This is a genomic window from Stenotrophomonas sp. AC248 (assembly GCF_979258185.1).
The window spans coordinates 2,088,773-2,105,377 of the sequence record NZ_OZ409840.1; the positions used below are offsets into that span (position 1 = coordinate 2,088,773).

15 protein-coding genes are annotated in these 16,605 nt (G+C 67.6%); 5 read left to right on the forward strand and 10 right to left on the reverse strand.

The window, feature by feature from the left end; genetic code table 11:
• Positions 1–2: 2 nt before the first annotated feature.
• The 3 genes from flgC to ACZ0AE_RS09555 all read right to left on the reverse strand — a co-directional run bounded on the left by flgC (position 3) and on the right by ACZ0AE_RS09555 (position 2,339).
• Positions 3–410: a flagellar basal body rod protein FlgC gene (gene flgC, locus ACZ0AE_RS09545; RefSeq protein WP_038688429.1), complete on the reverse strand. Its 408-nt coding sequence runs from the start codon at positions 408–410 to the stop codon at positions 3–5.
• A 3-nt stretch (positions 411–413) separates the two neighbouring features.
• A complete protein-coding gene (flgB, locus tag ACZ0AE_RS09550) occupies positions 414–809 on the reverse strand; it encodes a flagellar basal body rod protein FlgB (protein WP_038688427.1) in 396 nt (131 codons plus the stop codon).
• Between the two features lie 579 nt (positions 810–1,388).
• Positions 1,389–2,339 (reverse strand): chemotaxis protein, encoded by a 951-nt coding sequence (locus tag ACZ0AE_RS09555; protein WP_038688425.1) that lies wholly within the window; start codon positions 2,337–2,339, stop codon positions 1,389–1,391.
• A gap of 105 nt (positions 2,340–2,444) precedes the next feature.
• On the opposite strand from ACZ0AE_RS09555, the gene flgA reads away from it, so the two are divergent.
• The 4 genes from flgA (at position 2,445) to ACZ0AE_RS09575 (ending at position 5,159) form a co-directional block, all read left to right on the forward strand.
• The gene (gene flgA / locus ACZ0AE_RS09560) at positions 2,445–3,095 is read left to right on the forward strand and encodes a flagellar basal body P-ring formation chaperone FlgA (RefSeq protein ID WP_463600920.1); all 651 of its coding nucleotides are present in this window, start codon (positions 2,445–2,447) and stop codon (positions 3,093–3,095) included.
• A 109-nt stretch (positions 3,096–3,204) separates the two neighbouring features.
• A complete protein-coding gene (flgM, locus tag ACZ0AE_RS09565; protein WP_038688422.1) occupies positions 3,205–3,507 on the forward strand; it encodes a flagellar biosynthesis anti-sigma factor FlgM in 303 nt (100 codons plus the stop codon).
• A gap of 2 nt (positions 3,508–3,509) precedes the next feature.
• The gene (locus ACZ0AE_RS09570) at positions 3,510–3,842 is read left to right on the forward strand and encodes a flagellar protein FlgN (protein ID WP_463272645.1); all 333 of its coding nucleotides are present in this window, start codon (positions 3,510–3,512) and stop codon (positions 3,840–3,842) included.
• A gap of 177 nt (positions 3,843–4,019) precedes the next feature.
• Positions 4,020–5,159, forward strand: a complete 1,140-nt coding sequence (locus ACZ0AE_RS09575) for an ATP-binding protein (protein WP_392732944.1) — start codon at positions 4,020–4,022, stop codon at positions 5,157–5,159.
• A gap of 245 nt (positions 5,160–5,404) precedes the next feature.
• Here the strand turns inward: ACZ0AE_RS09575 and ACZ0AE_RS09580 are convergent, their stop codons facing one another.
• The gene (locus ACZ0AE_RS09580) at positions 5,405–7,162 is read right to left on the reverse strand and encodes an EAL domain-containing protein (RefSeq protein WP_038688418.1); all 1,758 of its coding nucleotides are present in this window, start codon (positions 7,160–7,162) and stop codon (positions 5,405–5,407) included.
• A gap of 2 nt (positions 7,163–7,164) precedes the next feature.
• Positions 7,165–9,270, reverse strand: a complete 2,106-nt coding sequence (locus ACZ0AE_RS09585; RefSeq protein ID WP_463600921.1) for a sensor histidine kinase — start codon at positions 9,268–9,270, stop codon at positions 7,165–7,167.
• A gap of 153 nt (positions 9,271–9,423) precedes the next feature.
• Here ACZ0AE_RS09585 and ACZ0AE_RS09590 point away from each other — a divergent pair, with 153 nt between their 5' ends.
• Positions 9,424–12,216: an EAL domain-containing protein gene (locus tag ACZ0AE_RS09590; protein WP_463600922.1), complete on the forward strand. Its 2,793-nt coding sequence runs from the start codon at positions 9,424–9,426 to the stop codon at positions 12,214–12,216.
• 281 nt (positions 12,217–12,497) lie between these two features.
• On the opposite strand, the gene ACZ0AE_RS09595 is transcribed toward ACZ0AE_RS09590, so the two are convergent.
• From ACZ0AE_RS09595 to ACZ0AE_RS09615, 5 genes are all read right to left on the reverse strand, one after another.
• Positions 12,498–12,947, reverse strand: coding sequence for a hypothetical protein (locus ACZ0AE_RS09595; protein ID WP_038688412.1), 450 nt, complete (start codon positions 12,945–12,947; stop codon positions 12,498–12,500).
• Positions 12,948–13,098: 151 nt separating this feature from the next.
• Positions 13,099–13,554: a hypothetical protein gene (locus ACZ0AE_RS09600; RefSeq protein ID WP_463600923.1), complete on the reverse strand. Its 456-nt coding sequence runs from the start codon at positions 13,552–13,554 to the stop codon at positions 13,099–13,101.
• A 185-nt stretch (positions 13,555–13,739) separates the two neighbouring features.
• A complete protein-coding gene (locus tag ACZ0AE_RS09605; RefSeq protein ID WP_463600924.1) occupies positions 13,740–14,873 on the reverse strand; it encodes a winged helix-turn-helix domain-containing protein in 1,134 nt (377 codons plus the stop codon).
• 17 nt (positions 14,874–14,890) lie between these two features.
• A complete protein-coding gene (locus ACZ0AE_RS09610) occupies positions 14,891–15,214 on the reverse strand; it encodes a hypothetical protein (protein WP_463600925.1) in 324 nt (107 codons plus the stop codon).
• A 98-nt stretch (positions 15,215–15,312) separates the two neighbouring features.
• Positions 15,313–16,503: a methyl-accepting chemotaxis protein gene (locus ACZ0AE_RS09615; RefSeq protein WP_038688404.1), complete on the reverse strand. Its 1,191-nt coding sequence runs from the start codon at positions 16,501–16,503 to the stop codon at positions 15,313–15,315.
• Positions 16,504–16,605 lie beyond the last annotated feature (102 nt).

Below are 16,605 nucleotides of genomic sequence, written 5' to 3' on the forward strand. Positions count from 1 at the left end.
GGTCAGCGACCCATGGTCAAGGTGGCCAGCGCCAGTTCCTTGGCGGTGGTCAGCATTTCCACGCCCGCCTGGTAATTGCGCGAGGTGGAGATGAGGTTGACCATCTGCGCGACCGGATCGACGTCGGGCTGGTAGATGTAGCCATCGCCGTCGGCGAGGGGGTGGCCAGGCTCGTAGCGCTTGATCGGCGCGGCGTCGCTCTGGCTGATTTCCTTGACCTGGACGGTGGTGATGTTGGGGTCGGTGCGGCTGGTGACCGACTGGAAGATGGGTTCGAGCGGCTTGTAGACGGTCTCGGCCGAGCCGGTCACGGTGTCGGCGTTGGAGAGGTTGGAGGCGATGGTGCTCATGCGCACGGACTGGGCCTGGAGGGCCGAGCCGGCGATGTCGAAAATGGGGAGGTTGCTCATGGCTTATTGGCCTGTGATGGCGGTGAGCATGGAGCGCACCTTGGATTCGACGAAGCTGAGCGAGGCGCGGTATTCCAGCGCGGCGCGGCCATAGGCGGCCCGTTCGGCATCGGGGTCGACGGTGTTGCCGTCGATGCTGGGCTGGACGCCTTCCTTGGCAATCTGGAAGGGGTTGAGGCCGCCGCCGATGGCGTAGTGCTGTTCGTTGGTGGTTTTCATGAGGCCGTTGCTGTCCAGGCCCTGGGCATTGCGCAGGGCGGCATCGAAGTCGAGGTCCTGGGCCTTGTACCCGGGGGTGTCGGCATTGCTCAGGTTGCTGGCGATGAGCTTCATCCGCTGCTCGCGCAACGGCATGGCCTGGGCATGGACCCCCAGATAGTCGGAAATCAGATTGGGCATGGCGCGCTCCCACGGGACGATGGGGGGAGCGGTGCAAGGGCTGTGCCAGTCGGCGCGTTGTTTCTGCGAGTGGCGCGGGTCGGCAGAGCCCGCCGGGACACGCCGTAAATCCGTCCATGGCGCCCAACGGTCCCGGCAGGGTCTACCGCCTCTCGCCCGGACAGGTCTGCATCGTCGGACGGAAATGCCACAGCCGGCTTCGGGAGGAGGGGTAGTGCCGGCCGCTGGCCGGCAACGCCTGCGACGCAGGCGACGTAGAGCCGGGCTCCGCCCGGCTGCGGCACCCTGACGCCCACAAAAAAGCCCAGCAGGCGCTGGGCGTGATGATGAAACGATGCCGCGTTGTACCGGGGAACGGAATGGAAGGGGCGCCAAGGTAGAGCCGAGCGTTGCTCGGCTGCTTCACCTCAGCCCCAATAGATAAGCGGGCGCCGACCCACTGTCAGGGGGCGGGGTGGGTGGGGTTGCGGGGCCCTGAGCCGCATGGATGCGGCGACGGAGCTTACAGGGACGTACTTGCAGCGTGCCCCGCGGCCCCACCCAGCCCGACCCGCCCTCAGCGAACCAATCGCCCCGCAATCAAGCCGCCATCGCCACCTTCCGCAAACGATCCAGCACGAAATCGGCCAGTTCGTGCGGGGAATACTTGGCCACGAACGCGTTGGCGCCCACCCGCTCGACCATCGCGTTGTTGAAAACGCCCGACAGCGAGGTATGCAGCAGCACGTACAACCCGGCCAGGCCGGGGTGGCGACGGATTTCCGTCGTCAGCGTGTAGCCGTCCATCGCCGGCATCTCGATGTCCGAGATCACCATCGCATAGCGCTCGGCCGGGTTCTCGCCCGAGGCGTGGATCTGGATCAGGTGGTCCAGCGCCTGCTTGCCATCGGACAGCAGCGTCGCGCCCACCCCCAGCTGGTCCAGCACGCTGCGGATCTGCTGGCGCGCCACCCGCGAATCGTCCACCACCAGCACCTGCAGTTGCGGGCCGTCGGAGGGCAGCGACTGGGCCAGCGACGGGTCCAGCACCGCCTCGCCGCGCACCTGGGCGATGTCGGCGAGCACGCTTTCCACGTCGATCACCTGGATCAGCTCGCCCTGGAACCGCGTGACCGCGGTCAGATAGCTCGACTCGGCCCCCAACTCCGGCGGCGGGTGGATGTCTTCCACCGCGATGTTGACGATCCGTTCCACCCCGCTGACCAGGAAGCCCTGGATCGACCGGTTGAACTCGGTCACCACCAGGTAGCCCGGGGCCTTGTCCGCGTCCGGTTCCCGTTCGGGATGGCCGATGGCCAGGCCCAGGTCCAGTACCGGTACCGAGCGGCCGCGTACATCGGCCACGCCGGCGAACTGGCTGGGCAGCCCGGGCACCTGGAACAGGTCCGGGCGGCGCAGGACTTCCTGCACCTTGAACACATTCACGCCAAAAAGCTGGCGTCCGCCGAGCCGGAACAGCAGCAGGGCCAGACGATTGTGGCCGGCCAGGCGCGTACGCTGGTCGATGCGGTTGAGCAGGTCATGTGACATGGAAGGGGTATCGGCGCCAGCGCGGTCGACTTGAGGGTCCGGCATGCCCGCGTCCGGCACGCCGCTTGCAGGACGCTGCCCATGTGCCTTGCCCCAGGAGTCGCCATGCGTTGGATCATCCTTGCCCTGCTTGCCGTTGCCGGCGCGCCTGCGTCTGCCGCCGGTGCCTGGCAGCCGGTGGACAGCATCCGCGCCGCCGCGCTGTCGACCCTCCCGGCCGGCAGCGAAGGCGACACCACCCTCGATTCGGCGTTGCGCCTGCCCATCTGCGGGCAGGGCCTGCGCGCCCAGCCCACCGGCACTACTACAGTAGAAGTGAGCTGCCCGGATGCTGGCGGCTGGCGGCTGTTTGTGCCGGTCAAGATCCGCCGCAACCAGACCGTGCTCATTCTCAACCGTGGCATCGCCGCTGGAGAAACCATCGCGCTGGCCGATATCACGACTGCCCAGCGTGACGTGGCCCGGATTGCCGGGGCGGCGCTGGCCGATCCGGCCGCCGCAGTCGGGCGGGTTGCCCGGCGCACCTTGAGTGCCGGCAGCCTGCTCGCCGCCAACGACCTGCTTGCCCAGCGCCTGGTGCGTCGGGGCGACAGCGTGGCGCTGGTCTCGCGCTTTGGCGGGGTGGAAGTCCGCGTGGCCGGCAAGGCGCTGGCCGATGCCGGTGAAAATGAACGTGTTTCAGTGGAGAATCTGTCCTCACGCAAGGTCGTGCAGGGTACGGTGGCCACCAACGGCGACGTTTTTGTGACGCGCTGAGCACATTGCTGAACCTGCGGCGGAAATCGTCAAAAAAACCGCAGAACCCCCTAAAGATGGCGGTCCCCATGCCGTTATCCCTTGTGAACCGCATTCCCAGGACAACTTCATGAGCCAGAAAATCGACGGCAACCTGCAGGCCACCGCCCATCTGCGCAGCGTCGCGCTTGGCAGCAAGCCGGCAGCCAGCACCGATGGCCCGACCCGTCCGGTCGAGGCTGCCGACAGCCTGCGCCTGACCGGCGAGGCCACCAGCCTGCAGGCCATGCAGCGCGAGCTGAGCACCGCCCCGGCCATCGATGCCGGCCGCGTGCAGGCCGTGCGCGAGTCGCTGCAGAACGGCACCTACAAGATCAACCCCGATGCCATTGCCTCGCGCATGCTCGAGCTGGACCAGCAGCTGCAGGGATGAACCTGGCGATGAGCGAGCCATTGCAGCGCCTCAGCGATGCCTTGGACGTCGAACGCCAGGCATTGGTGGAGCATGACGTGCAGGCGTTGATCCGCGCCACCGGGGCCAAGCTCGACGCGCTGCGTGCGCTCGAGGCCACGCTGCCGGTCGGGCAGGGCGAACGCCTGCAGGAGCTGGCCGAGCGCAACCGCGCCAACGGCGTATTGCTCTCGCGCCGTCGCCGCGAGGTCAACTGGGCGTTGCGCCAGTTGGGCCGCAGCGAAGCGTCCTCGGCGTATGACGCCAAGGGCCAGGCCAACATTCTGCATACGCGGCGGCCGCTGGCCGTCGCCTGATCCGGCCCCTCGCGGGCCGCTGCGCGTGCACGGGCTGCCGTCACGCGGGTCAACGCGTATATTGGGCGCCTGTTTAGACTGCCCGATGTGACCGTGACCGCTTCTTCCAATCTTGTCACCGCACCGCTGCCGCCGCAGCCGGTCCTGCTTGCCCTGTTCGAGCGGGTCAACGAAGGCATGCTGTTGTTCCGTGAGGATGGCAGCGTGGCCCTGGCCAATGCCGCGGTCAGCGAAATGCTCGGCCACGCCGAAGACGCCGCCGGCCTGGGCGCGGCGCAATGGCTGCGCCAACTGCTGCCGCCGGACGCGCTGGAGCACGCACGCCAGCACGGCCACTGGAACGGCAGCCTGCCGGTCGGCGAGCGCATGGTCATCGCCCACGTCTACCATCACGAAGACGCGGGCCAGCGCCACTACCTGGCGCTGTTCCGCCGCATTGAAGGCCAGGAAGACTACGAGCGCGAACTGCAGCAGCGCCATGCCGAGCTGCGCCAGGCATACCTGCGCCTCAACGGCACCCAGGAAAAGCTGCTGCAGTCGGAGAAGATGGCCTCCATCGGCCAGCTGGCCGCCGGCGTGGCGCACGAGATCAACAACCCGATCGGTTACGTGCACTCCAACCTGGGCAGCCTGCAGGAGTACCTGCGCAGCCTGTTCACCGTGATCGAAGCGTACGAGCGCGCCCTGCGCGCGCCGGACCCGAAGGCGCTGATCCCGGAGATCGACGATATCCGCACCCGCTTCGACATCGACTTCATCAGCCGCGACCTGCCGCAGCTGATGGCCGAGTCGCGCGAGGGCATCGAGCGGGTCACCCGGATCGTGCGCGACCTGAAGGACTTCTCGTATTCCGGCCGCGACGAATCGTGGAAGCTGGTCGACCTGCATGCCGGGCTTGAGTCCACCATCAACATCATCTGGAACGAGCTCAAGTACAAGGTGACCCTGCAGCGCGAATTCGGCCAGTTGCCGCTGGTGGAATGCCTGCCGTCCGAGCTCAACCAGGTGTACATGAACCTGCTGCTCAACGCCGGCCATGCGATCGCCGATCGCGGCACGATTACGGTGCGCACCGGCGTGGACGGCGACCACGTGTGGGTGGAGTTCGAAGACACCGGCGGCGGCATCTCGCCGGACCTGCGCCAGCGCATCTTCGACCCGTTCTTCACCACCAAGCCGGTGGGCAGCGGCACCGGCCTGGGCCTGTCGATCTCCTACAGCATCGTCAACAAGCACCACGGCCGCATCGACCTGGACAGCACCCCGGGCGTAGGCTCCAGGTTCCGCCTGGTCCTGCCGATCAAACAGCCGCGCTGACGCATCCCGCCACGTAGAGCCGGGCTCTGCCCGGCTACCGACACACGAGCAGACCGTTGATCGGCCACCGACGCACCCTGCCGGGTAGAGCCGACCGTTGGTCGGCTGCCGTCGCCCCCCACCGGGGGTAGAGCCGACCGTTGGTCGGCTGCATCGCGCGGGGGCGTCCTAAAGCAGCCGACCAACGGTCGGCTCTACCTCGATGAGGGGCGTCCTCGGTCGTCGTCCCGCGATGATTGGCGCCCTCAGTCCTCGTCCACCGCCGGCAGCGCCACCGGCGGCGCCGTATTGGCCCGGCGCTGTTCCTCATGCGTGCGGAACGCCTGGTGGATGTGCTTGCGCAGCTCGTCGTCGTTCCACGGCTTGGTCAGGAACCGGTAGATCGCGCCGCGGTTGATCGCGTCGGTGACCGTATTCAAGTCGGTGTAGCCCGACAGCACCAGCCGGATCGTGTCCGGGTACAGCATTTTCACCCGGCCCAGGAACTCGGTGCCGCTCATGTCGCTCATGCGCTGATCGGACAGAATCACCTGCACATCGTTGATCGCCAGCAGGTCGAACGCATCGCGTACGTTGCCAGCCGCCAGGATCCGATAGCCATCGCGACGGAACAGCCGCACCAGCGAGCGCAGCACGTTCTCCTCGTCGTCCAGCAGAAGCAGCGTGCGATCGGGGCGGGTCTCGGCGAAGGCTTCCGGGCGCAGGTAGCGGCGGCGCAGGGTCATGCCGGCCGCATCGGCCGACATCGGCTCGCCGAACAGGTAGCCCTGGAACACGTCGCAGTCGTTGCGCCGCAGGAAGCCCAGCTGCGCCTGCGATTCCACGCCATTGGCGATCACCGTCATGCCCAGCTGGTGGCCCATGGCGATGATGGCGCGCGCGATCGCCGCTTCGCGGTTGCCGGCCGGCGCGCTCTTGATGAAGCTGCGGTCGATCTTCAGCTTGTCCACCGGGTAGCGCACCAGGGCGCTCAGGCTGGAATCGCCGGTGCCGAAGTTGTCCAGGCTCAGGCTGATCCCCTCGTTGCGCAGGTTGACCAGGGTTTCATGCACGAAATTGACGTTGTTGGTCAGCGCGCTTTCGTTGATCTCCAGGGTCAGCATCTGCGCCGGTACGCCAGCGGCCTGCAGCACCGACATCACTTCGGCGAAGAAGTTCGGGCGCAGCAGCTGCAGCGTGGACACGTTGACGGCGATGGTGAAATCGTCGAAGCCCTGGTCGCGCCATAGCTTGGCCTGCTTCAGCGCGCCTTCCAGCACCCACGTGCCGATCTGCACGATGATGCCCAGCCGTTCGGCGGTGCGCATGAAGCGCTCCGGCACCAGCATGCCCAGCGTGGGCGACTGCCAGCGCAGCAACGCCTCCATGCCCACCACGTGGCCGTCGCGTGCGCTCACCAGTGGCTGGTAACGCAGCTTCAGCTCGCCATTGGGAATGGCGTCGACGATCTGGCGCGCAATGATGCTCTCGCTGTGCGCACTGGACGGCGTGTCCACGGCATGGATGCGGACCGCATTGCCGCCTTCGCGGGCGGCCTGGTGCAGGGCGTCTTCGGCGTGGTCAAGCAGGCGCGAGGTGCCGGTGGCATGTTCCGGGCACAGGCTCACGCCCAGTTTGCCGGTCATGAACAGCGTGTACGGCAGCACCGACAACGGCAGTTCCAGCTGCTGGCGGATCTCCTCGGCCAGGTCTTCCGGCAACGGCACGCCGGCACTGCGCGGCACCGCGATCAGGAACTCGTCGCTGCCATGCCGCCACAGCTTGCCACGGCCGCGCAGGTGGTGCTGCAGGCGTTGGGCCACCAGCACCAGCGCCTGGTCTCCGACTTCGGCACTCATGTTCTCGTTGACCGACGCGAAATGGTCGATGTCCACGTGCATCAGCATCAGCGGGGTGCCACCGGAGGCGGCCTCGGTGACCATCGCCTGCAGCTCGGGATTGCCCGCACCCAGGCGCGGTGGTGCGTCCTCGATGCTGACCAGGGGCAGGGAAGGGTTCCACATGTTCAGTGTTCCAGAGTATCGGGAGTGGCCGCAGCGCTGCTGCGATACGGCAGGTACAGGTCGATCAGGGTGCCGGCGCCGTGCGCCGATTCGATGCGCAGGGTGCCGCCCACGCTCTGCGCGCGTTCGCGCATCACGATCAGCCCCAGCCCGCGCGGGCCTTCCGGGTCGAAGCCCTCGCCATCGTCGCGCACCTGCAGGTGCAGGCCGCTGTCGCCCACGTCATGCAGCTGCAGGCTCACCTGGCTGGCGCGCGCGTGGCGCAGCACGTTGGTCAGGCTTTCCTGGGCGATGCGGAAACAGGCCTGCTCGATATCGCCCTGCGGGCGTCGCGGCAGCGCCTGGATGTCGGCCAGCAGTTCGATGGCCGCCGAGCGGAACAACATGCCAGCCTGCCAGCGCAGCGCGGCTTCCAGCCCCAGCGCGTCCAGCTGTGGCGGGCGCAACAGCGTGGAAATGTCGCGCAGCTTGCCCACGGTGGCATCGGCCAGCTGGATGATCTGTTCCAGGTCTTCGCCGCGGCGCGCGTCATCGGCCTCATCCTGTGCGGCGTACGCCGACAGCTTCATCGCGGTGATCGCCTGGCCGATGTCATCATGCAGGTCGCGCGAGATCGCGCGGCGCTCATCTTCCTGCAGCGAGAACAACCGCCCGGCCATCGCCTGCAATTCGCGGTTGCTGGTTTCAAGGGCTTCGCGGATCCGTTCGGGTTCGCTCAGGTCCCGCACGATCAACAGCTTGCAGTTGCGTCCGCCATAGCGCACGTCACCCACGGCCAGCCCGGCCTGGAAGCGCTGCCGGTCCAGCCGGCGCATGCCGATCACTTCACCGGCGCCGGTGCTCGGCAGCGGGATCGGCGCGAACAGCTGCGCCCGCACCCGCGCCAGATCACCGGCGTCCACCAGCGCCGACAGCGGCTCGCCCAGCAGCGTGTGCTGGCCATAGCCGAACTGCGCCGCCGCGCAGGCGTTGGCATACAGCACGTATTCGTCGGACAGGATCACCACGCCATCGGGCAGCACCCGCACCAGCTCGCGGAACTGCTCTTCGCGCTCACGCAGCAGGCGACGCGACTGCTCGCGCTCGGTGACGTCCTGCAGCGTGCCCAGCACGCGGGGCCGGCCGGCGTCGTCGTGCCCGCTTTCGGCGCGCAGGTGCACCATCAGCGCACGTCCGTCCATCGCCAGCAGCGGCAGCAGCACGTCGATCTGCACCTGCTCGCCGGTCATGTCCTGCAGCAGCTGCTCACTCAGTGCAGCCGTGGCCGGGTCGGCCGGCACCAGCAGTTCCTCGAAGCGATGCCAGCGGCGCGCTTCCGGCGGACGGCGGCCCAGCAGGTGATAGACCTGGTTGGAATAGCGGCCCAGCCCGGTGGCCGGGTCCACTTCCCATGCGCCGATGCGGGCCATTTCGTGCGCTTCCTCGACCCGCGCCAGGGCCATGTCGCGGCGGCGCAGGGCCTGGGTTTCGCTGGTGCGGTCGATGGCGATCAGCAGCCGGGCAGGGCGTCCGCCGTAATTGATGGCGTTGCTGCGCATTTCCATGCGCCGGCGGCTGCCGTCACGCAACTGCAGGTCGGCGGTCAACACACACAGTTCGCCGGGCTCGGCGCGGATCTCCGCCAGCTTGGCGGCCAGCTGGGGCTCGTCGCCGGGAGGCCACAGCGCGCTGATCGGCATGGCCATGAATGCCTCGCGGTCCCAGCCGAACAGGCTGCTCGCGGCGGGATTCACATCCAGGATCGCCAGGGATTCCAGGTCGTACACCAGGATCGGCCCGGGGTTGTCCTGGAACATCTGCCGGTGGCGGGCTTCGGAGCTCTCCAGCCGCGAATGGGCGTGGAGCACGTGCTGGGCCAGCGGACGCAGCAGCAGGTAGATCAGCCCGGCGCTGGCCACCACGAAGAAGGTGCCTTTGGCGGTCTGCCATCGCGCCGCAGTGGCCATGTCGCCGGCCATCACCTGCACCGCGGCATCGCTGCACAGGATCCACACCAGCGCCAGCACCAGGTAACCGGCCACCACCCGCCAGCGGTCGCGGCGCAGGGCCTGGGCGAGCGGGCGTTCGGGGGCGGTGGGGTGGGGCAGGCCGGAGGGGGCGACAGGCATGGACGGGTCGGGGACCTTCGGGGCGGGCGAACTGCATCTTAGTGGGTGTCATGCCATTTGGGGGTGCACGCCGCGCACCGCTCAATAATTGGCGAAATCCGCCGCTAACGATTGCGTTCCCGGTCGTCGGGTGCGTTATCGGAGTCTTACCGCGTGGACCAAGGGATTATCGCGAGTCTGCTGCAGCACCCATTGGCGTCGGCCTTGGTCATCCTCGACCGGGCCGGGCGGCCGCTGGCGGCCAACCCGGTCGCGCGCGAGCTTGGGCTGCCGGCAACCGTGGCGGCCTATGGCGAGCTGCTTGAAGACCTGCGCCTGCTGGCGGCTGATGGAGGCCTGGTGCCCTGCCAGCTGCCCGGCGGACCGCGCGGTCGCCTGGATGGCTGGATGCGGGCCGTGCACGACCCGGACGGCAACCTGCTGGCCTTCACGCTGAGCGTGCCCGAGCCGGTGGCCAGCTATGCCGGCAGCCGCTGGGAGCTGGCCCTGGACCACGCCGGCCATGGCCTGTGGGACTGGGACCTGCCCAGCGACGCGGTGATCCGGTCACGGCGCTGGGACGACCAGCCGGTACCGGCCGAAGAAGTCACCCGGGGCGATGTCACCGCGGCATTGCTCGCTCCGGTCCATCCGGACGATCAGGCGGCCGTACGCGCCGCCCTGGACGCCCACCTGCGCGGCGACGGCGAGGTGTACACCGCCCAGTACCGGTTGCGTCATCCCGACGGTGACTGGCGCTGGGTGCTCGACCGTGGCCGGGTGGTGGCGCGTACCGCCGACGGCCAACCCCTGCGCATGGTGGGCACGCACACCGACATCCAGGCCCAGAAGCAGTTGGAGGCGCAGCTGCTGGAGCAGCAGGTGCACCTGCGCGAAGCCCAGCGCATCGCCAGCATGGGCAGCTGGTCGTGGGACCCGGCCCAGCGCCAGTTCTGGTGGTCGCCGGAGTTCCGCGCCCTGCTCGGCGTGGGCGAAGATCCGCTGAGCGGGCGTCGGCGCTGGTTGCGCCAGCTTGAACCGCGCTCGCGCAGCCTGCTGCGCCACGCCTGGCGGCGCATGCTGCGCGATGGCAAGCCGACCACGCTGGAGCTGGAACTGCCGCGCGAGCGCGAAGGTGCGTTGCACCTGCGGCTGTGGATGCAGCCGCTGCTCGGCGCAGACGGGCGCATCCAGCGCCTGCTGGGCCAGGTCCAGAACATCACCGAACAGCACCAGACCGACGCGCTGATCCGGTGGCGCACCGAACTGCTCAACCGCGTGTCGGCGCTGGGCCGCATCGGTGGCTGCGAAATCGAAGTAACCACCCGCAACATGCAGTGGACCGAGGAGTGCTACCGCATCCACGGCCTGCGCAAGGAGCCGATCAGCCTGGACCAGGCGCTGGCCCTGTACACCCAGGACTCGCGCAATGCCTTCGAGGCCGCCTTGGAGCGTATCGCCGACGGCGGCCTGCCCGAGCAGCTGGATCTGTGCTTCTACCGCCAGTCCGGGCTGCGTATCTGGGTGCAGGTGCTGATTGAACTGGACCGCCGCGATGGCCTGCCGACCCGCTTCGTGGTGCTGTTCCGTGACATCACCCGCGAACGCGAAGCCAACGAGCGCATCGAACTGCTGGCCCACTACGACCTGCTGACCGGCCTGCCCAACCGCATGCTGCTGCGCGAACAGACCGCCGATGCCATCGAAGAAGCGCGCGACCGTGGCGCGCCGCTGGCCATGCTGTTCATCGACCTGGATGGCTTCAAGACCATCAACGACACTTTCGGCCACGCCACCGGCGATGCGCTGCTGAAGGCGGCGGCCAGCCGCCTGCACCAGAACCTGCGCAACGCCGACCTGTTCGGCCGTTTCAGCGGCGACGAGTTCATCGTGGTGCTGCGTGACCTGGCCGACCCCGAGGACGCCGGCCACGTGGCCCGCAAGCTGATCGCCTCGCTGGCTGAGCCGCTGCAGCGCGGCGAGACCACGCTGAAGGTGGGCGCCAGCGTGGGCATCGCCATGCTTGATCAGAGCCACCACGACTTTGAATCGCTGCTGCGCGCGGCCGACGCGGCGATGTACGCCGCCAAGGAAGCGGGGCGCAACACCTACCAGTATTACAGCCAGGACGCGCTGGCCAAGATCCAGCGCAAGCTGGAGATCGAGCATGCGCTGCTGGGCGCGATCGAGCGCGAAGAGTTCACCCTGGCCTACCAGCCGCTGCTGCACGCCGAGAACGACCAGCCGCCGGCGATCGAAGCCCTGCTGCGCTGGCATCGGCCCGGTATCGGTTACTGCAGCCCGGCCGAGTTCATTCCGATCGCCGAAAAATGCGGTGAGATCGTCCGCATCGGTGACTGGGTGCTGGCCGAGGCGTGCCGCCAGGCGGCCGCCTGGGATGCGGCCGGCCTGGCGTTCGACCGCGTGGCGGTCAACGTCTCGGCGGTGCAACTGCGCGACCGCGGCTTCGCCGAACGCGTCATCGACATCTGCCATGCCCACGGCTGGCCCCCGCAGCGGCTGGAGCTGGAGTTGACCGAGTCTGCGTTGATCCGGGATACCGACGTCCTGCGCCACTGCTTCGACGTGCTCGAACGCCACGGCGTGCCGCTGGCGGTGGACGACTTCGGCACCGGTTTCTCCAATCTGCATTACCTCAACCGCTTCCCGGTGGGCCGCCTGAAGATCGACCGCAGCTTTGTGCAGGGCATGCTGCACGATACCGGCACGGCCGAAGTCACCCAGGCCATCGTCCACCTGGGCCATGCGCTGGGCATGAAGGTCGTCGCCGAGGGTGTGGAAACCGAGCAGGAAGAAGCCATGCTGCGCCGCCAGGGCTGCGACGAGATCCAGGGTTATCTGTATTCGCGCCCGCTCACCCCGCGCGACCTGGCCCAGTGGCTGAAGACCGGCGGCACCCGCATCGCGCCGCGCGAGGCGGTGGTCGCGCTGAGCCACGCGATCTGATCGCGCGCGATCCCCCAACGTTCGCGGGGTTCCGTTGGTCACGCACATTTGGCGGGTAGAGCCGACCGTTGGTCGGCTGCTCCCGGTGCAGCCGACCAACGGCCGGCTCTACGTTCGTAGATGGCCTTACCCCAGCAGCCCCGGAATCTTCGCCACCGCGTCACCGACTCGCGCAATTTGATCGCACGCGCCCCCCGGTAGAGCCGACCGCTGGTCGGCTGCTTCCGGTGCAGCCGACCAACGGTCGGCTCTACCAGAGAGGGTGGCTTGACGCGGTCTCATCACGCGCCGGCTTCCGGCCCCGAAACGATCATCAGCAGGTCCAGGAACACCAACATCGTCAGTGCGCGCGTCCGGCCGGGGTCCGTGTCGTCAACGGTCAGCGCGCGTGCACTCTGCCCGGACCTGTGCAGCAACGTGCCAGCGGGCAGTCCACGCCATGGGGCCTCCAGCACGAGATAGTCCTGCACATCCTCGGCCCCGTCATCTTCGATGAGGATCGCAGGGGGGCCGTCATCGAGCTGCACCGAGGAAACCTCAACGTTCGCATCGACACTGCCGGCGTCCGCGTCATCAAGGTCCTCCAGTGCGGCATACGGCTGCTGGAAGTCGCCCGTTTCATCCAGGGTGCGCCGGAGAATGTTCAGTTCCATGGGCTCAAGAAGCCACGGCTCGGCACCGGCGGGTAGTGGCTTCAGGTCAATCGAGAGGTGTGGCGTGAATTCAGCCATGGGGAAGCAACTCGTCTCAGGGGGAGCCGATGTTGGAAAAGTCCCGGGGCTGTGTCGATGCAACTTGTTGTAAAGCGCGTGTTTGCCTGGGGGATTACCTGCCGGTGCAGCCGACCAACGGTCGGCTCTACCGCGGATCGGGTGGGTGCGCTTACCCCTGCGGGCCCGGAATCTCCCCCACCGTGTCGCCTTCGTAGGTCTGCACGGACATGCGGTAGATGTCGGTCCAGCCATCGTCGGGGCCAGGGCCCAATCGGTGTCGCCCTCCGAACATGTAGAGCGTTTCGCCCAATGACATGTGGCCGATCAGGTGTTGCGCGGCAATGCTGACCTGGAACTGGTGCAGGAACACCATCGGTTGCCCCTGGTAGTACAACCAGGCCGGCTCACCCACCCACTTCGGCTTGGCATCCATGCAGGGAAAGGCGTTTGCCAGCCGGGTGGCCAGCCATTTCTTGCGCGCCTTGGGTGCGCCCTGTTCCAGGTACTCGCGATAGAGCTGCCGGGCGAAATCTTCGGCGCCATCGGCTTCCATCGAGGCGGCATGCCGCTCCGCCGCCGCCATCGCTTCGCCCCAGAAAAGATGGAAATCTGTCAGTTCGGACATACTGTTCCTTGTGGATGCCGGCACCCTTGCAGGCCGGCGCCGCAAAACAGGATACCCCCCCGTGGCAAATCCGGATAGACGGCGGATGGACCGCGGTGGCTCAGACAATGATGGGGCGGGGCGCACAAACGTCGTCGGCCAACACCCGATGGCACAACTATCGGCCGTCGGCAGGCAGGCAACCACTACCGCAGCGCCATCCCATCCACGGCGCGTGCGTCCAGCTCTGGACATCGATTGAACACCGCGAACCGGTGCAGCGCCTTGCGCAGTTCAGGCAGGAAGTGATCGCGATCCAGATCGTCGCGCTCCAGGTGCAGACTTATCACCTCCAGCCGCTGCTCGCTGCGGTGCGCCTTGCAGTCCACCCGGCCCACCACTTGGTCTGCGTACAGCAGGGGCAGGCAGAAGTAGCCATGCACGCGCTTGCCCGCCGCCACATAGCACTCGACCCGGTAGTCGAAGGCGAACAAGGCACTCAGGCGGTCGCGGTGGATGACCAGGTTGTCGAACGGGGACAGGATCTTCACCTCGCGACGCAGCCGCATCGGACGGTCCAGCGCGGCCACATCGACGTAGGTGGTCACCCCGTCGTCGCCCTTGCACACGCTCACCTGACCCGCATCGACCCGTTCGTCGACCACTGCGCGCATCGCATCGCGCAGATCCTTTCCGGCCTGCAGGTGCAGCAGCTGTTTCAGGGTGAACACACCGTGTGACCGACGCGTGGTCTCGAACAGATAGGTCGCGTACTCACCCAGCGTGGGAACACGCAGGTCGATGTCGTCGGGCAGGCAGCGCTCGGCAAGGTCGTAGGATTTCTCCATGCCGTTGCGCTCGCACACCATCAGGTCGCCGCGCATGAACAGCGTCTCGAAGGCGCGCCGGCCGGGCCCCTGGTTCCACCAGCTGCCGGCTTCCTTGGTGCCCGGGTCCAGGTGGCGCATCCGCATCGGGCCATCGGCGCGGATCCGCGCCAGGATTTGCTTCATCAGCCGCGGGTCGCCGCCACGGAAATAGCGGCTTTCTCCCGTCCGTATCGCGTGCATCCGGCGCAGCGCATAGCGGTAATCGCACATCGGAAGATAGGCCGCCGCGTGATACCAGTACTCGAAAATCTGCCGCTCGCCGACCAGGCGGTTCAAGTGCGCCGGGTCGTAATCGGGCACCCGATTCCACAGCACGTGGTGATGCGCGCGCTCCACCACCGACAGCGTATCGATCTGCACATAGCCCAGGTGGGCGATGGCGCGGTGGGTGCCCGCCGGGCCTTCGCCGAACGGCGCCCGTGACGCCAGCCCCTGCGCATGCAGTGCCACGCGCCTCAAGCCGGATGTCATGGACGGTGCGGGGGATGCATCGGGTCCGGGGAAGCGGTCGCTACGGCATCGCCACTCAGCCCCAGGTCCCAGGCCAGGCCGATCAATGCCGGGTCCACGGCAGCGGCGCCTGACGATCCGGCAAGCCCGCCCTGTGCCGCCAACTGCGCCAGTTCCCGCTGCGCCAGCTGCTCAAGCTGGGCCAGCAATGCGCGGCCACGCAACGGCTCGGGTGTGCGAACAGGCGAGGGCGGGAGGATGCGTTCCTCCGGCGCAGCCACTGCCTCGGGCAGGGGGGCGGAAGAGGACGGGGCGGCATGGGGGGTGTTCGTCAACAGCATGGGTCGATCATCTGCAGCCAGGACGGATCTTGCAAGCACAACGGCCCCGGGGAAACCGGGGCCGTTGTGGGCGCCGTTGCCGGCACGGAACATCTGGGTCAGAACAGCTCGACCGCGCCAGCGGCCATGCTCTGCTGGGCAACGGCCTTGTGCGGCGGGCGTTCCCACTCGCTGCGCATTTCACGCAGGCGGCTGCCGGTGCGCTGCAGGGCGCTGACGACTTCTTCGTCGAACACGCCGCCATTGCGGTGCAGCAGTTCCTGCAGGGCCACCGCTTCGCGGTTGATGGCGGTCAGGCGGTCCAGGTGGGTATGCACCCCGCCCAGCGCCTGGGTGGCGATGTCTTCGAACTGCAGGGCGCGGACCGCTTCGGCCACGCTGCTGTCGATGGCACGGCCACACTCGGAGATTTCGCGCATGCCGTCGCCCAGCGAGGCATTGATCTGGGCCACGTTGTCCAGCATCTGCGCTGCTTCGTGACGCGCTTCGCGGGAGCGGTCCATGTCGCGCGAGGCCATGTGCGAGACCGTCTCGCGGACCTTGGCGATGGCGTCCTTGGAGCTGTGCGCCAACTTGCGGATCTGCTCGTTGAACGTGGTGGAGCGCTCGGACAGGTTGCGCACCTCGTCGGCGACCACCGCGAAGCCGCGACCGGCCTCACCGGCACGCGCCGCTTCAATGGCCGCGTTCAGCGCCAGCAGGTTGGTCTGGTCGGCAATCGACTTGACGTCTTCCAGCAGGGCGAAGATGCCATCCAGGTGCTGCGCCATCTGGTCGATGTGCTGCACGGTGTTGCTGCTCTGGCCGCTGACCTGCTCCAGGGCTTCCACCAGCTGCTCCATGCGATGGCTGGCATGCTGGGCAAAGCGGGCCACGTCGACACCGGCGCCGCCGTCTTCACCGGCACGGTCGACGATGCGGGCCAATGCCTGGCTTTGCTGGCGCGACTTGCGGTTCATGGCGTCGAAGCTGCCACCCAGGCCGCTGACCGCATGGCGGATCAGATCACGGGCGCGTTCGACTTCGCCGCGGGAGCCGTCCACTTCGTTGGCAACGAAGCTGCGCAGCTCGGTGAGCAGCTGGTCCTGCTCACGCAGGATGCGGGCATGCTCGGGTGACCGCTGGGTCTGGGCCCGGGCGGTCCACCAGGCAAAGCCCAGCCAGCTGAGCGTCATCGTGGTCAGGATGGCCCAGCGCAGCGCGGCGGGCCATTCGAAACCGATGGCGAAAGGAAGAAGCAGGGTCAGGACCAGGGGGGCGGCCAGACGGATGAAGATGCGTGAGTACATGGACGTTCTCGGGAAGTGCACGGTTGAGGTATCGGCCGTACCCCCATTTGCTTTAGTGCTGCACTGCACATTCCATCGAAAAACCTCCCCGCGGTAGCGCCA